Consider the following 17,844-nt stretch of genomic DNA (forward strand, 5'->3'; position numbering starts at 1 on the left):
GCATGTTGGATTGATTTGTTTTTTTAGATAGACTGGGATAAGAAGTTAAATTAGATGGGGTGAGTGTAATGATAAATCTATTTGGTTTGAACAGGGAACAAATCATTCAGGAAAATACAATAGAGGCTGGACATATGCCAGAGTTGGCGATCAATTCGGATATAGCAAATATCACTTTTCTAACACATGATAAACAGCAAGTTAACATTGTCCTTGAAACATATGAGAAAGGTCCTGAGCTTCAGGTGAATGTTGTAAATGAAAAGCTGGAGATTAATGCCCGGGTACAAAAAGAGCGAAGAATAGGAATCATCGTTCAGCCAAAGTCTTGCAAGCTCGAAGTAAAGTTGCCAAAGAACTTTGCAGATCATTACACAATTCAAACTTCAGCCGGTAATATTAGTGCAGCTGATTTAGTGTTTAATCAGGCCTTTTTGAAAACAGGTGCAGGAAACATTCGTTTAGAAAATATTAATGCAACGAAAGTGGAACTTGAATCGGGTGCTGGCAATATTAAAGTAAAAGGTATTGACTCAGTAATTTTCCTAGCTGAGTCAGGGGCAGGAAATATTGAAGGGAGCCTGTGTACCGGAAGTATAACTGCCAGGACTGGTTCTGGAAATGTTCGTTTTACAGTCAATGGAGAACAGGATTTAAAAATGAAATCGGGAGCAGGAAATATTAATGTGTTATTCACACGACCTGAAAACCTGAATGCAACTATAAAGGCTAGTGCAGGTCTTGGAAATGTGAAATCAGAATTACCATCTCACAAGAATAAAAATACAACAAACGAGCTTTCAAGTGCAATTGGTAAAGGGGAAAATTCTTTTCACTTTAAGACGGGTGTAGGCAATATACATCTAGCTAAGGAAAATTATTGAAAAGAAGCAAGCAACGAGGTTCCGTTGCTTGCTTCTTTTTATAGTTTTTCTGCAAATTTCAAGAAGAAATGGAGGGCTTCTTGATTACCTAGTGAACCTTTGTTTACGACACGCTCGACTGGCTGACCCATTAAGATTTTTTTCACTGGGACCTCCAGTTTCTTTCCGTTTAAAGTTTTTGGCAGGTCTGGTGCGGCATAGATTCCAGTTGGCACATGACGTGGGGAACAGTCGTTGCGAATTTGGGTTTTAATTTGCTTTATTAAATCATCTGTCAGATGGCAGCCATCTTTTAACACAACGAATAACGGTGTAATGGAATCACCAGCTGGAGAAGGGATATCCACAATTAGGCTATCTGCAATCTCTGGTATTTTATCGACTGCCCGATAAATTTCGCTGCTGCCAATCCGGATACCACCTCGGTTAATTGTTGCATCAGAACGACCATAAATGATACAGGTTCCTCGCTCCGTCACTTTAATGTAATCCCCATGACTCCAGATTCCTTCGTATAGCTCAAAATAGCTTTCTTGATACCTTGTGCCATCCGAATCATTCCAAAAGTAAATCGGCATGGATGGGAATGGAGCGGTTAAAACAAGCTCTCCAACTTCATTTATATTTCCAATGCCATTTTCATCAAAACTTTCAATCTTAGCTCCAAGCCCCCGGCACTGCAGCTCACCAGCATACACTGGCAAGGTTGGAGAACCAAGGATAAAGGCCGTACATACATCAGTTCCTCCGCTTACAGATGCAATCCAGAGGTTTTCTTTTACATTGTCATAGCACCATTTAAAGCCTTCAGGAGGCAGGGGTGAGCCCGTTGAACTAATATTCTCCAGATAACTTAAATCAAATTCATCCTTTGGCACGATTCCGTCTTTCATGCAAGCTGTAATAAAGCTGGCACTTGTCCCGAAAGTTGTCACTTTTGTTTCTTCAGCTAATTTCCAAAGTGCATCTGTTGAAGGATACGCTGGATTCCCGTCAAAGAGAACAATCGTTGTACCTGACAGCAAGCCGCCGACCAGAAAGTTCCACATCATCCAGCCTGTTGTTGTAAACCAAAAAAAGCGGTCATTTTCATCCAAATCACAATGAAAAGTGATTGTCTTTAAATGCTCAAGTAAAATCCCGCCTTGGCTATGTACAATTGGCTTAGGCTTACCGGTTGTTCCAGATGAAAACAATATCCATAATGGCTCATTGAACTCAACAGGCGTAAAAGACAGGGCATTTTCATTTTTAGCTTTTGTTGCCTGCTCCCAGCTTGTCGGATTTTTTAAATGGCTAAAATCAGGGTCAATGTTGTTTAAATATGGAATAGTAATCGTCGCTTCTAAAGAAGGCAGTTCTGCCTGAATCTCTTTAATAGTATCTAGGCGATCGAATGCTTTTCCACCATAACGATAGCCATCCACAGTAAACATGATTTTCGGATTAATTTGTTTAAAACGATCGATTACGCTTTGCGTTCCAAAGTCAGGAGAAGCACTTGACCAAATTGCTCCAAGGCTTGCAGCGGCTAAAAAGGCAACAACTGTTTCGTAATTATTCGCACTGTAGCTTACAATGCGATCACCCTTTCGAACGTTTAGATTTTTTAATGTCTGCTGCAAGGCTGCGGTATCTTTATAAAGTTGTCCCCAGCTGACTTCCCGTGTTCCTGAACGAGCTTCTGACGTATGAATGATTGCAGTTTTATCTTTATCTCTGTTTCTGAAAATATGCTCGGTGTAATTAATTTCTGCTCCTTCAAACCATTTAACTCCCGGCATTTCATACTTTGAGAGCACGGAGTGATAAGGTGTTTTTGCTTGGATATCAAAATAATTCCAAATGGATTCCCAGAAGGTTCCTAATTCGGTCACAGACCAGTCCCATAATTGATTGTAACTTTTGATATCTAAATTATGCTGTTTATTCAGCCACTTTATATAGTGGGCAAGATTACTGTTTTCTTGTCTTTCCTTGGATGGTTCCCATAATAAAGCACCTTCTTTAATAGCTTCCAATTTATGCCCTCCCTCTAGTATCTAATACTATCATTATATGTAAACGTTTTCTAAGTGTAAAGGAAAGGAGGAGTGACGATTGACTTTATCAGATAGAAAGAAATTTTCCTGGTTAGTTAAAAGGTTCACACTATTCATTATCCTTTATGTTAAACTGTTTATAGAATTCATGCGTTTTAGGAGGCTATGGTGATATATGAAAAAAATAGTTTTGGCATTTCTTATCATGTCAGCATTTTTAATGGGCTGCAAGGATAAAAATGAATATGAATCATCTATTTATGAAGGAGAAAACTTAACGATTGCAGTTATTGGTGAAAAGCCTGAAGTAAGAGAGAAAAACATACAATTTCGCAGTATTACGCTTGAAGAACTAGAATCGAATATGACCGGTATAGATGCAATTTTCATTACAAAAGAAAGACTGGAGCAAGCAGCAAAACCAGAGTATGTAAAATTGTATCACCAAATAAAAATGCCTGTCTTTTTCATAGAATCAGAGAAATCCTATATCCCTTTCATCTATGAAGATATAGCCTATGAGGATGCTCCCAATATTAATGACCAAATGTACGTGGCGGGAATGATGAGTGATGGAACAGATGAAGTACAGGTTTGGGGATTTGGACTATATAATGATGTTGTGAATGAAACGAATATTAAGAGTGCATATTCCGATATATTTGAAACAATCGCATCATTGGGTAAGGAATAGTGTAAGTAAACAAACATGAAAAGGAGAAGGGGGTGTTGAATTTTAATGCTAAATCAAGTCATTGAGCAATTTGACTTAGAGTTTCAAAGCATTCAAGAGGTAGATGATTCTCATAGTTCAACGGTTTATAAATGCAGGCTAGTTAATGGTGAAAATGTTTACTTGAAAATTCCCTTTACAAAATTAAAGTATCAGCGTGAGTTGGAAGCATATGAGATTTTATTAGGACGCGCTCTGATACCGGAAATGCTGGATTATTGGTCAGGGAACGAGGAAAGTCCTGGTGCCTTTTTATTGTCCGAACTAAAAGGAGAGCCCTTAACAACTGAGGTTTCACCAAAAGCGGCTTTTCAAGTAGGGGTTCTTCACGCATCCCTGCATACAGTTCAGCCGGCGGAAAAAGAAAAGCTGATGGGAATTAAAAATGAATTTCCAAACTGGTCTCTTTTTGTTGAGAGACAATTCCTGAGTTTTGCAGAAGATGTAAAAGACGTCCTGGATAAAAATCTATATGATCGAGCTATAAAAAAGTTTGCAGATATGAAAGAACAGCTTCCTGGCCCCGATGGACCAAGCTTTGTACATATGGATTTCCGTCCAGCAAATATTATTATTCAGAGGGAGGAAGTTGTAGGAGTTATCGATTTTGAAAGCGTGCGATTCGGGGCAACAGAAATAGATTTCACAAAACTGTATCGTGACTTTCTTAGTCGGGATACAGCCTTTTACCGAGCTTATCAAGATGGTTATACCAGCATCAGACCAATAATTGACTTGGAAGCTGTTCTGCCATTTTATCTTTTTACAGACGCATTCAATAGTATCGGATGGTGCAAGCGCCGCGGCATAGAAAAACATGCCTTGTTTTTTGAAGAAAACACAGCAATTTTAAAAGAAATTTTAACTTAAAATAGAGCCTAATAATTATATTTCATTTTTAGTTATACAGTGCCGAGCAGGAATATAGATATTGATGCCGAATTAGTAGTTAGTGTACCCAAATAAAACAGGTGGTGAAGATATGAGAGCGTTATTAGTAATTGATGTGCAAAATACAATCGTGGAATTTAAGGATTTTGAGCCAGAATTGAAGCGTATTGAGGGCATTATTCAAGACTTTAAGGAAAATGGCGAACCTGTGATATTTATCAGACATGTAGAGGATGAAGAAACGAGTCCTTTTTATAAAGAGTCTCCAAGCTCAGAATTACATGTTTCTCTAAAAAATGAAGCAGACATGATTATTGAAAAGAAAACTCCTAGTGCTTTTTTTCAGACAGAGCTTAGTAAGAAATTAGAACAGCTGGGTGCAGACCATTTATTCATTACAGGATTTGATACAGAATTCTGCTGCCAGTTCACAGCAATCGCTGCCTATGATAGAGGATATAAAGTCACTTTTATTGAAGACGCAACGGGAACTGTTAATGATGAGGCGACATACGAAATGGATGGTTTGGATATAAGAGATTTTGTAGGCACAGTGCTGCATTGGTCTAATATGATAGAAGTGCTGGATTTGGAGGAATATGTGGAAGTGTATAAGTCAGGCAAAGTCTAATACTTAGTAGAATGAGGCTGGGACTTAACTAATACCAACCAAATAAAGACGAACATTATCGAATAAAGAGCTTTTAATGTTAACTTTTTATAACTGGAAAATGATTCATAGTCGATAGAAAGTGCTAATCACCTTAATTCAGTATATTGCATACTCTCCTGGAAAATTGCATCCCGAATACACTTCGCTTTTGGGGGTCACACCACATTTGGAATGCGGACCTACAGGGGAGAAGTAAAAGAGCAAAACAAAAGTTATTCTTAATTAAGGTAATCAGGAGTTCACTTAAAATCCGAACGAATTTAAAATATCGTTCGGATTTTATTAAATTATATTCCTTTTGTCCCAACGTCGTTCATTTTTTATTTTTTCATTGCCTGTGTCATTTGATGCCAAACAGATCCTTCTGCTTCTTTCCCGCCTTTAATTCGTTCCAGCGCCATGTTAATCTGCATGCGCACCTCAAATTCAGGTTCGTTCGTTTTAGCTTCAAGTGCTGGAATTGCTGTGGCATCGCCAATTTCATAAAGAAACATTGCGCCTCGCCAGCGCACAATCCGACTAGAATCATCTAATGTTTTAATCATCTCTGGCATTGCTTCTTTAAAGCCAAGATCAGATAGGCAGTCACCGGCAGTTCTTCTTACGTTAACAGCTTTATCTTTTAAGGCTTTGTAAAGTGAAGGGAGAACTTCAGGTTCTTCAATCATTCCGAGATAGGCAGTTGCCAGCCTGCGGATGGAAGCCTTCGCGTCATCTAATGCTTTATCAAGTAAGGGAAGGTGCTTTAAGCTTGGTTCGATAATGCGGTCCAATGCTGCATAGCGTTCCTTCCAGTCTGGATGTTCGAGAACATCTAACGGGACATCGTCGTTAAACTTTGCATCAAGCTCAGAAGCATCACGCTCTTCAAGGGCAACTTCAACAAGCTGGTTTAATCGCTCTTTATCATAGGTTGCTGTAAGCTCTTCAACAACTTCTTTTCCAATTTCATCACTATTCCCATAACGCGGGTCCTGTTCAATCCATTTCCGCTCAAATATAAAAGTCTCCGAAGCTGCGGAAGCTTTCATAATTGCTTCCTGGAATAGCTGAGGCAAGCCAAAACGCTTTTCTTCTTCATCTTCCTCCAGTTTTACTTGAATTGGGATTCCACGGAAAGATTGGATAAACACTTTAATTACGCCATAATCATCATTTGACTGGGGTTTATCAATCGAAGCTAAAGCGTTGATTTCCCCCTCAGTACCCAATGCTTCACGAACTTGAGGCAATATTGTCTCCCAAGCTGCTTTTGGACTTCTGGCAAGTGCAATAAAATCTACAACACGATAAATATTTTGAACCCCATCAATCTGGAAAAGCCCGCGAACGTATTCAGGGGCATTCGTTAAGTCATCACTATATTTATAATTATAATTTTCTCCAGCAGGCAATTCTTCGTTCACATTAATTTTCATAGAATGTGGGCTTGGAGTTGGTTCGATGGATACAATTTTCATGTTTTTCCTCCCCCTTAAGCTTTGTGGTTACGTTGTAAATCAGCTGAACCACTTCTTTATTTTTGCAAGAAATGAAGAATTCTTCTCTGTATTATCTGTTTCTTCACTTTCTTCTGCAGTCTCTTCTTTAATAAAAATTTCCTCTTTATCAATTGCATAGTCATATGTCAAAACAGCACCTATATCTGTTTCATGAACTTCGTTTGTAATCATCGTATAATGAATATTGTACTTTGCTGCAAGAGCTTTTTCTTCGGTTAAGAAGCGATAGGATACATGTCCATTCATAATTAACCTAGCCTTTGGATGCTGCTTCATTGCTTCCTCAAGTTTTTTAATTCCAGAGTCTGTCATCACCTGCCCGATTGTTAAGGCGATTACGACTCTTTCTCTTAAAGTACCAAGAAAACGAATTCTTTCCTCTTCTTTAGGGAGACGAACTCCATACATGCCTTCTGTTAGGTAGTCATCAACATTTTTCTTACTCATTTTGACTCATCCTTTAAGTGATTGTTTATCCTAATGTACGTTAAAAAAAGTGAAAAAGCAACTTAAGCACTAGCAGTTATTCTAATGATAAAAAGTAAAAAACCCGGGTAATTTTATGAGAAAAGACCCGAGTTTTCTGTGTTATTTTTTCATTCTCTTGCTTGCTGCTTTACTTCTCGATTGTGCTTCTATATCATCCTGATCAGCCAATTCCTGAGAGAACTCAATATCCATTCCATCTCTAATTTGCTGTTTTGGCGTTTGTGCTAAAAATGAATTTTTCTTCTTGCGATGTTCATCCCTGCCCATAGTTATCCTCCTTTATTAAGGTATAAGGATAGTATGTACAGCTTGTTTATATTCTATAAAGGAAAAAATTACTTTCGGTCACCGCCTAATAAATTGAATAAACCGCTGGCAATACTCCCTTCTCCCTTCGATTCGCCTCCACCGCCTTTACTTGCGGGAGCAGCAGCAAAGATTCTGCTTGCTAATCTGCTGAAAGGCAGTGATTGGACCCAAACTGTACCAGGGCCGCGCAGAGTTGCGAAAAACAGACCTTCTCCGCCAAATAATGCTGTTTTCACTCCGCCAACATACTCAATATTATAATCTATGTCACCAGTCATTGCCACGAGGCAACCTGTATCAACACGCAATGATTCACCAACAGCTAGTTCCCTTTTATGGATTGTGCCGCCCGCATGGACAAATGCCATACCATCTCCCTCAAGTTTTTGCATGATGAAACCTTCACCGCCAAAAAAGCCGACACCCATCTTCTTCTGAAATTCGATGCCAACTGAAACACCTTTAGCTGCAGCAAGAAATGCATCCTTTTGACAAATAATCTTTCCATTTTTCTCGCTTAAATCCATCGGGATAATTTTTCCGGGATATGGAGCTGCAAAGGAAACTCTTTTCTTTTGAGTCCCATCATTTGTAAACGTGGTCATGAAGAGACTTTCTCCAGTAATTACTCGCTTACCGGCACTTTTTAATTTCCCCATAAATCCTGTGTCTTGAGAATCTGAACCATCTCCAAAGATTGTTTCCATTCGAATATGATCTTCCATCATCATAAGGCTGCCTGCTTCAGCAATTACCGTTTCTTGCGGATCTAATTCCACTTCTACAAATTGCATATCGTCTCCATGTAAAAAATAATCTACCTCGTGGTTATTCATAACTCCACCCCTTTCATGATTACATAATCATACGAACTGGATAGGAAAAGGATTCAACTATTAGAATAAATAAAAAAATGAAGACTCAACATAATGAGTCTTCATTTCGTTTCCTAAAATTAATGTGGCAATTGTCCTTGTACGGGTGCGAAGCTATTGATGTAATTCTGCATATCCTCTGGCTTTAGTTGAGGAACTTGGTAATAATGATGTTTGTTTTGGTATAGATACAGTTCAAATGCCATTTCGATTAAATTCGGTATACTATCCGCAAAGACACGGCGAAGAACTGGGTTCGATGTTTCCAAAGCTGTCGTTGTAAAATGGGAAGAGCAGCTTTTCAGATGCCCCATCAGAAAGCCTGAAATACATTCATCATTAATTTCGTTTACTGACTGGGCTGGACTCTTTGGCTGTTTTGGCTGCATGCCGTAAATTGTATTATTATTTAAAGCCATATTATAGGTCTGTGTTTTAACAGCCGGCTCTTGTCCCGTTTTAAGGGTTTGCACAATGGTGTTGTACATTTGGGTGAGAAAGCTTTTCTGTGAAGTCATAATCTGTTTTAATTCAGGATCCTTCACATATTGTTCATACATCACACTATGCTCGAGTCCACCAACCAAGCCGCCAATTGCTTCATGAGCATCAAATAGTTCATGTCCGCCATGACTCATTTTATCTGGCATCTGAGAAGAGCCTTCATAATTTTGATTTTGTTGTTGATTGAACATTTATTCTACCTCCTTAAATTCATCGCTCTTAGCTTTTACAGAAGAATAAATGTTATTCACTTCACTGCGCTGTTTTAAAAATAATTATTAAATCAATTCTGGATTGATTGCCTAATTTTTTAAAAATAAATTCATCTTTGTTATGATGAGTGTAAGAAAGAAATACAAGGGGAGGCTATACGATGAAAGAGAAACAGCCGATTCGATTGGATGACCGAATTTCACTTATTGATGGCTTTGATATGGATATTCCGAGTCGTACTGGTACATACGTCATTAACGAGACAGCATTAACATTGGTTGAAGTTGGTCCAAGTCCATCTGTGAAGTATATCAAAAAAGGGCTGGAACAGCTGGGACACACACTTCTTGATGTAAAGTATATTATTGTCACACATGTCCACCTGGACCATGCGGGTGGAGCGGGCGTGCTGCTCCAGCTTTGTCCAAACGCGAAGCTGATTGTTCATCCAAGGGGTGCAAGGCATTTAATTGATCCAAAAAAGCTTGCGGCAGGAGCGAGAGCAATTTATGGAGATAGTTTCTCTGAAATATACGATCCAATCGTGCCAGTGCCAGAAGAACGTATTATTACAAAAACGGAAGGTGATACATTAGAAATTGGTCCGAATTGTACACTGGAATTTTGGGATACACCTGGCCATGCAAAGCATCATATAAGTATTTACGATCCTGTGAGCAATGGAATATTTACCGGAGATACAGTTGGAATTATTTATGAACGCTTATTGAATGCTGGTGTGGAATTTTATCTGCCATCCACTTCACCGAATCATTTTAATCCTAATGATATGCATGCATCAATCAGGCGTGTGCTTGAGAAAAATGTTGATCGGATTTATTATGGTCACTTTGGGATGACAGAGAATCCAACAGAAGCATTAAAGCAAACAGCAGAGTGGCTCGATATCTTTGTTGATATTGCCGAAAGTGTTATCGATGAGGGCGGAAACTACAATGAGATTTCCCGCCGGATTATGAATCAAGTAAAAACGCACTTGCAGGGTCAAGGTATACCTATAGACCATGAAATTTACATTATCATCAACCTCGACCTCCAAATAAGCGCATTGGGAATTATGGATTACTACCAAAAAATAAAACAATAATATCAAAAGCTGAAGCACGCGTTAAGGGACGTACGAACTGGACTGCGGTGCAAGGAAATAAAGGAAACACCCTTCCACTCGGGACGAGTGGGAGGGATGTTGACTTATTGACTGAAAGCGCGGGAAGTTCGTCAGTCCCTGCGTGCAGAAGCTAGCCGAATCAAAAGCTGAAGCACGCGTTAAGGGACGTACGAACTGGACTGCGGTGCAAGGAAATAAAGGAAACACCCTTCCACTCGGGACGAGTGGGAGGGATGTTGACTTTCACCGCAAGGGTATAAGTGCGACTAAGCCTCACTTTGTTCGACAAGTCTTCTTTATTGACTGAAAGCGCGGGAAGTTCGTCAGTCCCAGCGTGGAGAAGCTAGCCGAACCAAAAGCTGAAGCGACCGTTTAGCAACGAACAAACTGGAGCACTCCGCAATGAGATAAAGGAAACACGGAGAGCGAAGCGAACCGATGTTGACTTATCGTAGTGAAGGAGTGCGAAGTTTGCAAGTTGCTGGTCGCAGAAGCTAGCCGAATCAAAAGCTGAAGCACGTGTTAGTTTCAGCTTTTTTTAAAAAAGTTCGTTATTGCTAGGAAACTGGTAATAGCGAGCTTTTTAATTTGAGATGTGAATATCTTGTGTAAAATGTATGCGGATACAGTAAATTTATTATTAATTCTTTCTAGAACTACCTTCATTTACTTGAGAATAAACCGATATAAAGTGGGTAATAAGCATTATACGATTATTTAAGTTAAAAGCAGTATATTTCGCTTAAATAAATAGAAATATACGATGGGGGTATATAAATGGATAAAACATCAATTATAGGTATTATTTTAGGTCTTATTGCGGTTGGCGTGGGAATGGTGTTAAAAGGTGTTGGAGTCGCTGCTTTAATCAACCCTGCAGCACTACTTATTATTTTCTTGGGGACAGCGGCATCAGTAATTATTGCTTTTCCTGCAAGCACAATTAAAAATGTCCCTTCCTATTTCAGGGTTTTGTTAAAGAATGATAAACAAGTCGAATTACCGGAGCTCATTGAAATATTCACAGAGTGGTCAAACCAGACGCGTAAGGAAGGCTTACTGTCTTTGGAAAAACAGTTAAAAGAAACAGATGATGACTTTCTATCTCTGGGTCTGCAATTAGCTGTTGATGGCCAGTCACCAGAATTTATTCGTGAAATTATGCTAGAAAGAATATATGCGATGGAAAGCCGTCATGAAGAAGGAGCTAAAGTGTTCGAGCAAGCTGGTACATATGCACCGACACTTGGAGTACTTGGGGCAGTTATTGGTTTAATCGCGGCGCTGGGCAATATGGAAGACATGGAAGCGTTGGGAGCTGCTATTTCAGCGGCATTTATCGCTACTCTATTAGGGATCTTCACTGGGTATGTATTATGGCATCCATTCGCCAATAAATTAAAACAAAAATCAAAAAAAGAAGTTGAAATAAAAGAAATAATGATTGAAGGAATTCTTTCGATTACGAATGGGGAATCCCCAACAGTTATTAATGAAAAGTTAAGCTCATATCTGCCTTCAAAAGAAATTTCAACAATGAAGCAGGTGAGTTCTGATGCCTAAAAGAAGACGGAAGAATGAAGAACGACCAGATGAGTCGTGGCTGCTTCCCTATTCTGATATGCTGACACTGCTTGTTGCGCTATTTATCGTGTTATTTGCTATGGGTGAGATTGATGCTCAAAAGTATAAAGAGCTTGCAAATGTTTTTCGAAGTGAACTTTCAGGATCAAGCGATTCCATTGTGGAAGAACCATTTACCAAAACTACCGAAGAGGTTCCTAATGAGAATGAAGAAGAGGAAGAAGAGATAGAAGATAGTGAGGCAGCAAACAGCATTCGGGAATTGAATGATCTTAAGGAATTACAAGCGAATATAAATAATTACATCGAAACGAATAACTTAACAGATGATCTTGCAACGAGTTTAACAAATGAGGGATTATTTATTACGATTGTTAGTGATATATCGTTTGCTTCTGGAAGTGCAGAAGTCAACGAAGAAGGCATTACAATTGCTAAAGAGGTGTCAAGCTTCCTTGATACACATTCTCCGCATCAGATTATAATCAGTGGCCATGCGGATGACCGGCCGATGCACACGGTAGAGTTTGCTTCTAACTGGGAGCTGAGTGTCATCAGGGCAGTCAATTTCATGAAGGAAATTTTAGCTGATGGAATGCATGATCCTACACTATTTAGTGCAAAAGGCTTTGGTGAATATCAGCCAAGTGTGCCAAATACAAGTGAAGAAAATAGAGCGAAAAACAGAAGAGTAGAAATTCTGGTTTTACCAAACTTTGAAATAAACATTGATGAAGATTAATTTAAATAAAGAAAAAGTAGGCGACATAATGATTGAAACAACCACTGATAGAAATAGAATAATAACAGATTTATTAAATGGGATGCAAACAGCTTTAAGACAAATTGTCCCGATGAATTATAATTTAGGTGCCCCGCAGTTATCTGGAGAGGCTTTAACCCTTCATTACGGAATTTTAATCGGGTTTACGGGAGATATTAAAGGCAGATTAATTATAGCCGGGGAAAAGGCTGTTTTTGGTTCGATTGGAGAAAAAATGTTTGGCATGCAGCTGGAAGAGGAAATGCTGGTATCTTTTAGTGGGGAGCTGGGCAATATGCTTGCAGGTGGGATAGCTACGCAAATCGTTGAAAAAGGCTTTGCAATAGATATAACCGTTCCTACAGTTATGCAAGGAAACACAACATTATCCGGTTATGAAAAGGCTATTAAAATTACTGCCGCATTTGATGAAGCCGGCGAATTGGATTTATATTTACTGCTTAATTAAGGTATAACCCTGAAATGAATGGATATTTCAGGGTTATTTTTATATTTCACAGCAATTCCTTATTTACTTCTAATACAATGGGACAATGGTCACTTCCGAGTACCAATGAATGGGCTTCAGACTGTTCAAGTGCATTTTTAATCCGCTCAGAAACGATAAAGTAATCAATCCTCCACCCGATATTTCGTTCACGCACCTTGCTCATATAGGACCACCATGTATAAATGCCTTCCGTATCTGGGTGGAAATAACGCAGTGTATCAATAAATCCCGCATCAAGCAGTCGTGTCATTTTTCCGCGCTCTTCCACAGTAAATCCGGAATTTCCATAATTTGTTTTGTAGTTACGAATGTCTATTTCATGATGAGCTACATTTAAATCGCCACAGTAGATAACTGGTTTCGTCTTATCTAGTTCAACTAAGTAATGAAATAGCTTGTCTTCCCAATCCAGACGGTAATCTAATCTTGATAAATCACGTTTGGCATTTGGTGTATAAACATTTACAAGATAAAAATCTTCAAATTCCAGTGTAATAATCCGGCCCTCATCTTGGGTTTCTTCCTCACCAACACCGTAATGCACACGAATCGGCTCTTTTTTTGTGAAGACGGCAGTGCCGGAGTAACCTTTTTTCTCTGCATAATTCCAGTATTGGTGATAGCCTTCAAGTTCAAGGTCAATCTGTCCTTCTTGAAGCTTGGACTCTTGAATACAGAAAATATCTGCGTCTACCTCATTAAAATAATCTAAAAATCCTTTACGAACGCAAGCGCGTATTCCATTTACATTCCATGAGACTAATTTCATTTTTACTAACTCCTTCTGCTATGAATCGGTATGTTCCATTGTAACATAAGCAGCAGTCTTCTTGATTCAGGGAGGATAGATATAATGATTCAACTTTTGTATAAGGAAAATATCAGATCAGCTAAGCAGATACAAACTGCTGATAAATTAAAAGCAATTTTAGCTTTGCTGTTTAACGATTGATTTTAATAAGATTACTGGGGGAAGCCAGGTATTTATTTTAAAACTGTATTGACAGTTTTATGTATTAACCATATAATACAGTTCATAGAGTGTATTATGCAGTTAATACATATCGTGTGGCTTATGTGTATTAACCGTATAATACACATAATTTTACCTTTGGTGTATTAAGTGTTTAATACGAAAGTTTGTTTTGAATCCGTTGAGTCAGGAGGATTATATTGAAGATAATTTTTAATAAAAGAGACCCAGTTTATGTACAGGTTGTCCAGCATTTTAAGGAGCAGATTGCCAGTGGCTATTATGAACCAGGACAGGAGATTCCATCAAGACGTGAATTGGCTGGGCAGCTGAAGATCAATCCAAATACAGCACAAAGAGCATATAAAGAAATGGAGGAAGCAGGCTTGATTTTTACAGAGGGAAATAATCCAAGTCGTATAACAAAGGATGAAAAGGTGCTTCGTGTCGTTCGAACAGAATTAATTGAGAACGCAGTAAATTCCTTTATTGCTGCAGTTGAACCAATCAATATTCCATTAGATGAACTTGTTGACATGGTTAAAGAAAAATATGAGAAAGAAAAGGGGGGTCAGAAATGATTGAGGTGAAAAATATTACTAAAAGATTTGGGAGAAAAAAAGTACTTCAAGGTGTTTCATTTACCGCGAACAAAGGTGAGATTACTTGCCTTATTGGAATAAATGGGGTGGGCAAAACAACCATTCTTAATGGGATTATGAATCTGACTCCGATGTCGAGTGGTGAGATACTTATAGATGGAAAAAAACTATCAAAAGAAACATACGAAAAAATCACTTTTATTCCAGATGCAATTACAATGCTGCCACAAATGAAAGTGAAAGAAGCGATACAATTTATGAAGGATTATTACGGGAGTTGGAATGACAAACGCGCAGAAGAACTCTTACAATTTTTTAAATTAAAAAAGGAAGATCGAATCAGCAGTTTATCAAAAGGGAATGTTGCCAAGGTAAATTTATTGCTTGGTTTAGCACTCGATGTTGATTATTTGCTGATGGATGAGCCTTTTTCAGGAATAGACATTTTCAGCAGAGAGCAAATTGCTGATGTCTTTACAAGTCATCTTGTAGAAGACCGAGGGGTTATTATTACTACACATGAAATTAATGATATTGAACATCTCATTGACAAGGTTGTTCTTATTGATGATGGGATTGTATTTAAGGAATTTAATACAGAAGAAATGCGTGAAGTTGAAGGGAAGTCAGTAGTCGATGTGATGAGGGAGGTTTACCGCGGATGAAAAGCTATTTGAAACTGGTAAATTTTGAACTTGGCCGTTTTATTAAAATATACTTTGTGCTTGCAGGAATCACGATTCTTTCGCAGATTGCAGGCACGATGACTATAGCGAATGGGTATATGAATGATTTTGAGAAGGCGATATATGTTGAAGGCCTCACCACTGAACAGTTTTTGGAACAAAGTGGGAAATATGGTTTGGCAGATCTAGTTGGAACAGACTGGTTTATCTTTCCTGTGATATTTGCAGCTGCTGTACTGTTAATTTATAGCATATATATCTGGTATCGTGATTGGTTTGGGAAAAATACATTTATTTACAGGTTATTAATGTTGCCAACTGCAAGAATGAATATCTTCTTTTCAAAAGCAACAGCAATTTTTATGATGGTGCTTGGATTATCAGCATTACAACTTATCATTTTTAAAATTACCGAGAAAATACTGCAATGGATAATCCCAGCAAACTTGCGGATTGACATGCCAATCATTGAATTAGTCAAAAATGGCTATGGAAATCAACACTTGGGACTTTTACTTCCAACCAGTTTTATTGAATTTCTCATTTATTATGGAGTTGGCTTTACGGCGATTTTTGTATTATATACAGCGATTTTATTTGAGAGAAGCTATCGTCTTAAAGGTGCGGTATTAGGAATTATTTATGCAGCGGCTGCATTAATCATTTTTCTGCTGCCGGAAATAATTACAACTATTTTGGGGAGAGACTTTTTATATCCAATAGAACTGTTGATTGTACATGCCGTTCTTTGGGCAATAATTACGGCATTATCGCTATGGGTCAGTAATTATTTAATTAACAAGAAAGTAACGGTATAAGGAGGGCATATAATGAAAAAATACTGGAAGCCAATTATTTTGTTTGCGATTATTCTTGTAACCTTTAGTATATATTACGTTTATGGTGCTTTAGCAAAAGAAGAACTCCCCGAGCTGGAACTTGTAACGGTATCAGATAAAAATAATATAGCGGAGAATATTACCATTGAAGGGAATTATGAAAATGGCAGAATGAGCTGGAATGAGTTTAAATTAACTGCTCAAGACATGATGGATTATTCTGATTTAGGGTATCTTGAACGTTTAAACAACTCTTATTCCCATGTGAATACAGCAAAACTAATTGAGGATTATCGCGGTTTTATGCGCGGAAAGAATGAAAGAGAATTACTTTATGAAGATGAAGGCCGGGTCGTTTATGTTGGTCCTTATTCTCAAGGGAAAGGTAAAAATAAGTTTGAAGTAGCAATCCTGGATAAAGTAAAGAATGAAGAAAAAGACGTTACTGTAAAAATAGCAGAAGAAGCCGGTTTTGAATATATGTATATAGAAGAGATTCAAGCGGCTGGGGATAAAATATATGTATTTACCTCCAATTATTATCGGGATGGTGAACAACTCCGTGTTTATGAAATAGATATCAATGAAGAGAAGATAACCGACCAAAAAACGTTGGAAATTCTCCCTGCAGACAGTTACTATAGTATTCTGAATAACTTTGGAAATATTAAAGAAGAGCCTTATCTTGTATATAAAGTGGAAGAAAATAAATGGGATGAGGAGACTGGAGAAGGAGAGGTAATCTCTTTGGAAGTGAAGTCATACCATGTACAGTCAGGCGAACAGCGGACGATTACGCTTCCGCCAGAATGGGATAAAAATATTGATGCAAACAATATGTATGATGTTCACTCTTCCAATCATTATGTCATTAAAGATGAATTTATTTACTTTATTATTCATGTAGAGGATAGGATTGATATTTATCCATATCACTTAGAGAAAAATGAATTAGGAGAAGTAAGGCATATTCCATTAGAACCAACTGTCAGTGAAGGAGTGGTTGGCTATTTTGCAGCAGGAGAGGATTTTTCTTTTATTAGTTCTGTAGGAGAAAATGGCAGTAACCAAAGAAAATTATTTATCATTGATTTGGATAATGCAGAAATCCAATATGAAGGTGATATAAAAATTACCAACGCAAATAGGGAAATGCTTCCTTACCTCATCGAATTTAATGATGTATATATAGATTAATCAAAACGTGGCTGGGAAACTTAATTTCCAGCCACGTTTTGATATATTTTATCTATTTTTTCTTTGAATAAATCCATATGAACAATTCTCGCCTCACGAACATGTTCTTTCCCTTCAATAAATAATAACAGAACAGGAATTGTAAAGATGGAAAACTTCCCTGCTACTGCCTCAACATGATCTGCATTAATATGACCAAGTTGAATTTCTGGATATGCTGTCATTAATTCCTTCACTTGAGGGAGCAGTGCATGACAAACACTGCAATTTGTGCGTGAAATATACAGGAAAGCTAATTGATGTTCTTTAAGAAAGGCATCGATGTCGTGTAGAGATGTCAGTTCTTCAAATTCGCGCATTATTTTGCCTCCAATTAGAAGTTTTGTTTATTTATAATATAACAGTTTTTTTCATATCTACCCCCTAATATGTTTATTAACAGTAC

Annotated in this window: 20 protein-coding genes; 12 read left to right on the top strand and 8 right to left on the bottom strand. The window is 37.9% G+C overall.

The features are described 5' to 3' along the window. The first annotated feature begins 68 nt into the window (after positions 1-68). Positions 69-884 (top strand): DUF4097 family beta strand repeat-containing protein, encoded by an 816-nt coding sequence (locus NST93_RS16815; protein WP_405099022.1) that lies wholly within the window; start codon positions 69-71, stop codon positions 882-884. A 38-nt stretch (positions 885-922) separates the two neighbouring features. Here NST93_RS16815 and NST93_RS16820 read toward each other — a convergent pair whose 3' ends face one another. Further along, positions 923-2,905, bottom strand: coding sequence for an acetoacetate--CoA ligase (locus NST93_RS16820; RefSeq protein ID WP_405099024.1), 1,983 nt, complete (start codon positions 2,903-2,905; stop codon positions 923-925). Between the two features lie 196 nt (positions 2,906-3,101). Here NST93_RS16820 and NST93_RS16825 point away from each other — a divergent pair, with 196 nt between their 5' ends. The 3 genes from NST93_RS16825 to NST93_RS16835 all read left to right on the top strand — a co-directional run bounded on the left by NST93_RS16825 (position 3,102) and on the right by NST93_RS16835 (position 5,181). After that, positions 3,102-3,620, top strand: a complete 519-nt coding sequence (locus NST93_RS16825) for a hypothetical protein (protein ID WP_405099026.1) — start codon at positions 3,102-3,104, stop codon at positions 3,618-3,620. A gap of 45 nt (positions 3,621-3,665) precedes the next feature. Next, complete coding sequence (locus NST93_RS16830) at positions 3,666-4,529, top strand: phosphotransferase family protein (RefSeq protein ID WP_405099028.1); 864 nt, start codon at positions 3,666-3,668, stop codon at positions 4,527-4,529. 112 nt (positions 4,530-4,641) lie between these two features. Then, a complete protein-coding gene (locus NST93_RS16835; RefSeq protein ID WP_405099030.1) occupies positions 4,642-5,181 on the top strand; it encodes a cysteine hydrolase family protein in 540 nt (179 codons plus the stop codon). Between the two features lie 362 nt (positions 5,182-5,543). Here the strand turns inward: NST93_RS16835 and NST93_RS16840 are convergent, their stop codons facing one another. From NST93_RS16840 to NST93_RS16860, 5 genes are all read right to left on the bottom strand, one after another. Then, on the bottom strand, positions 5,544-6,683 hold the full coding sequence (locus tag NST93_RS16840) for a conserved virulence factor C family protein (RefSeq protein ID WP_405099032.1): 1,140 nt from the start codon (positions 6,681-6,683) through the stop codon (positions 5,544-5,546). 39 nt (positions 6,684-6,722) lie between these two features. Then, positions 6,723-7,172, bottom strand: a complete 450-nt coding sequence (locus NST93_RS16845; RefSeq protein ID WP_405099034.1) for a YueI family protein — start codon at positions 7,170-7,172, stop codon at positions 6,723-6,725. Positions 7,173-7,313: 141 nt separating this feature from the next. Next, entirely contained in the window at positions 7,314-7,481 is a 168-nt protein-coding gene (locus NST93_RS16850) for a YfhD family protein (protein WP_405099036.1), read from the bottom strand. Positions 7,482-7,549: 68 nt separating this feature from the next. Then, a complete protein-coding gene (locus tag NST93_RS16855; protein ID WP_405099038.1) occupies positions 7,550-8,359 on the bottom strand; it encodes a TIGR00266 family protein in 810 nt (269 codons plus the stop codon). A gap of 119 nt (positions 8,360-8,478) precedes the next feature. Then, the gene (locus NST93_RS16860; protein ID WP_405099039.1) at positions 8,479-9,093 is read right to left on the bottom strand and encodes a spore coat protein; all 615 of its coding nucleotides are present in this window, start codon (positions 9,091-9,093) and stop codon (positions 8,479-8,481) included. Between the two features lie 182 nt (positions 9,094-9,275). Between NST93_RS16860 and NST93_RS16865 the strand changes: the two genes are divergently transcribed. From NST93_RS16865 to NST93_RS16880, 4 genes are all read left to right on the top strand, one after another. Continuing rightward, a complete protein-coding gene (locus tag NST93_RS16865; RefSeq protein ID WP_405099041.1) occupies positions 9,276-10,223 on the top strand; it encodes an MBL fold metallo-hydrolase in 948 nt (315 codons plus the stop codon). A gap of 798 nt (positions 10,224-11,021) precedes the next feature. Further along, a complete protein-coding gene (motA, locus tag NST93_RS16870; protein WP_405099044.1) occupies positions 11,022-11,807 on the top strand; it encodes a flagellar motor stator protein MotA in 786 nt (261 codons plus the stop codon). Continuing rightward, positions 11,800-12,570, top strand: a complete 771-nt coding sequence (locus NST93_RS16875; protein ID WP_405099046.1) for a flagellar motor protein MotB — start codon at positions 11,800-11,802, stop codon at positions 12,568-12,570. The genes motA and NST93_RS16875 overlap by 8 nt, the downstream gene beginning before the upstream one ends. A gap of 28 nt (positions 12,571-12,598) precedes the next feature. Further along, positions 12,599-13,060 (top strand): chemotaxis protein CheX, encoded by a 462-nt coding sequence (locus NST93_RS16880; RefSeq protein WP_405099048.1) that lies wholly within the window; start codon positions 12,599-12,601, stop codon positions 13,058-13,060. 46 nt (positions 13,061-13,106) lie between these two features. On the opposite strand, the gene NST93_RS16885 is transcribed toward NST93_RS16880, so the two are convergent. Then, a complete protein-coding gene (locus NST93_RS16885; protein WP_405099050.1) occupies positions 13,107-13,871 on the bottom strand; it encodes an exodeoxyribonuclease III in 765 nt (254 codons plus the stop codon). A 404-nt stretch (positions 13,872-14,275) separates the two neighbouring features. Here NST93_RS16885 and NST93_RS16890 point away from each other — a divergent pair, with 404 nt between their 5' ends. Genes NST93_RS16890 through NST93_RS16905 form a run of 4 tightly spaced genes read left to right on the top strand, consistent with a single transcriptional unit; the run spans position 14,276 to position 17,399 of the window. Continuing rightward, on the top strand, positions 14,276-14,656 hold the full coding sequence (locus NST93_RS16890) for a GntR family transcriptional regulator (RefSeq protein ID WP_405099052.1): 381 nt from the start codon (positions 14,276-14,278) through the stop codon (positions 14,654-14,656). Then, the gene (locus NST93_RS16895) at positions 14,653-15,342 is read left to right on the top strand and encodes an ABC transporter ATP-binding protein (protein ID WP_405099054.1); all 690 of its coding nucleotides are present in this window, start codon (positions 14,653-14,655) and stop codon (positions 15,340-15,342) included. Before NST93_RS16890 ends, NST93_RS16895 begins: the two co-directional genes overlap by 4 nt. Beyond that, positions 15,339-16,181, top strand: coding sequence for a hypothetical protein (locus NST93_RS16900; RefSeq protein ID WP_405099056.1), 843 nt, complete (start codon positions 15,339-15,341; stop codon positions 16,179-16,181). Before NST93_RS16895 ends, NST93_RS16900 begins: the two co-directional genes overlap by 4 nt. A gap of 12 nt (positions 16,182-16,193) precedes the next feature. Beyond that, positions 16,194-17,399 carry a hypothetical protein gene (locus NST93_RS16905; protein WP_405099058.1) on the top strand — a complete coding sequence of 402 codons (1,206 nt, stop codon included), beginning with the start codon at positions 16,194-16,196 and terminating at the stop codon, positions 17,397-17,399. Between the two features lie 20 nt (positions 17,400-17,419). Here NST93_RS16905 and NST93_RS16910 read toward each other — a convergent pair whose 3' ends face one another. Next, entirely contained in the window at positions 17,420-17,758 is a 339-nt protein-coding gene (locus NST93_RS16910) for a thioredoxin family protein (RefSeq protein WP_405099060.1), read from the bottom strand. Positions 17,759-17,844: the final 86 nt, after the last annotated feature.

The sequence above is a fragment of the Oceanobacillus sp. FSL H7-0719 genome (assembly GCF_045040795.1).
Classification (GTDB): Bacteria; Bacillota; Bacilli; order Bacillales; family Amphibacillaceae; genus Oceanobacillus.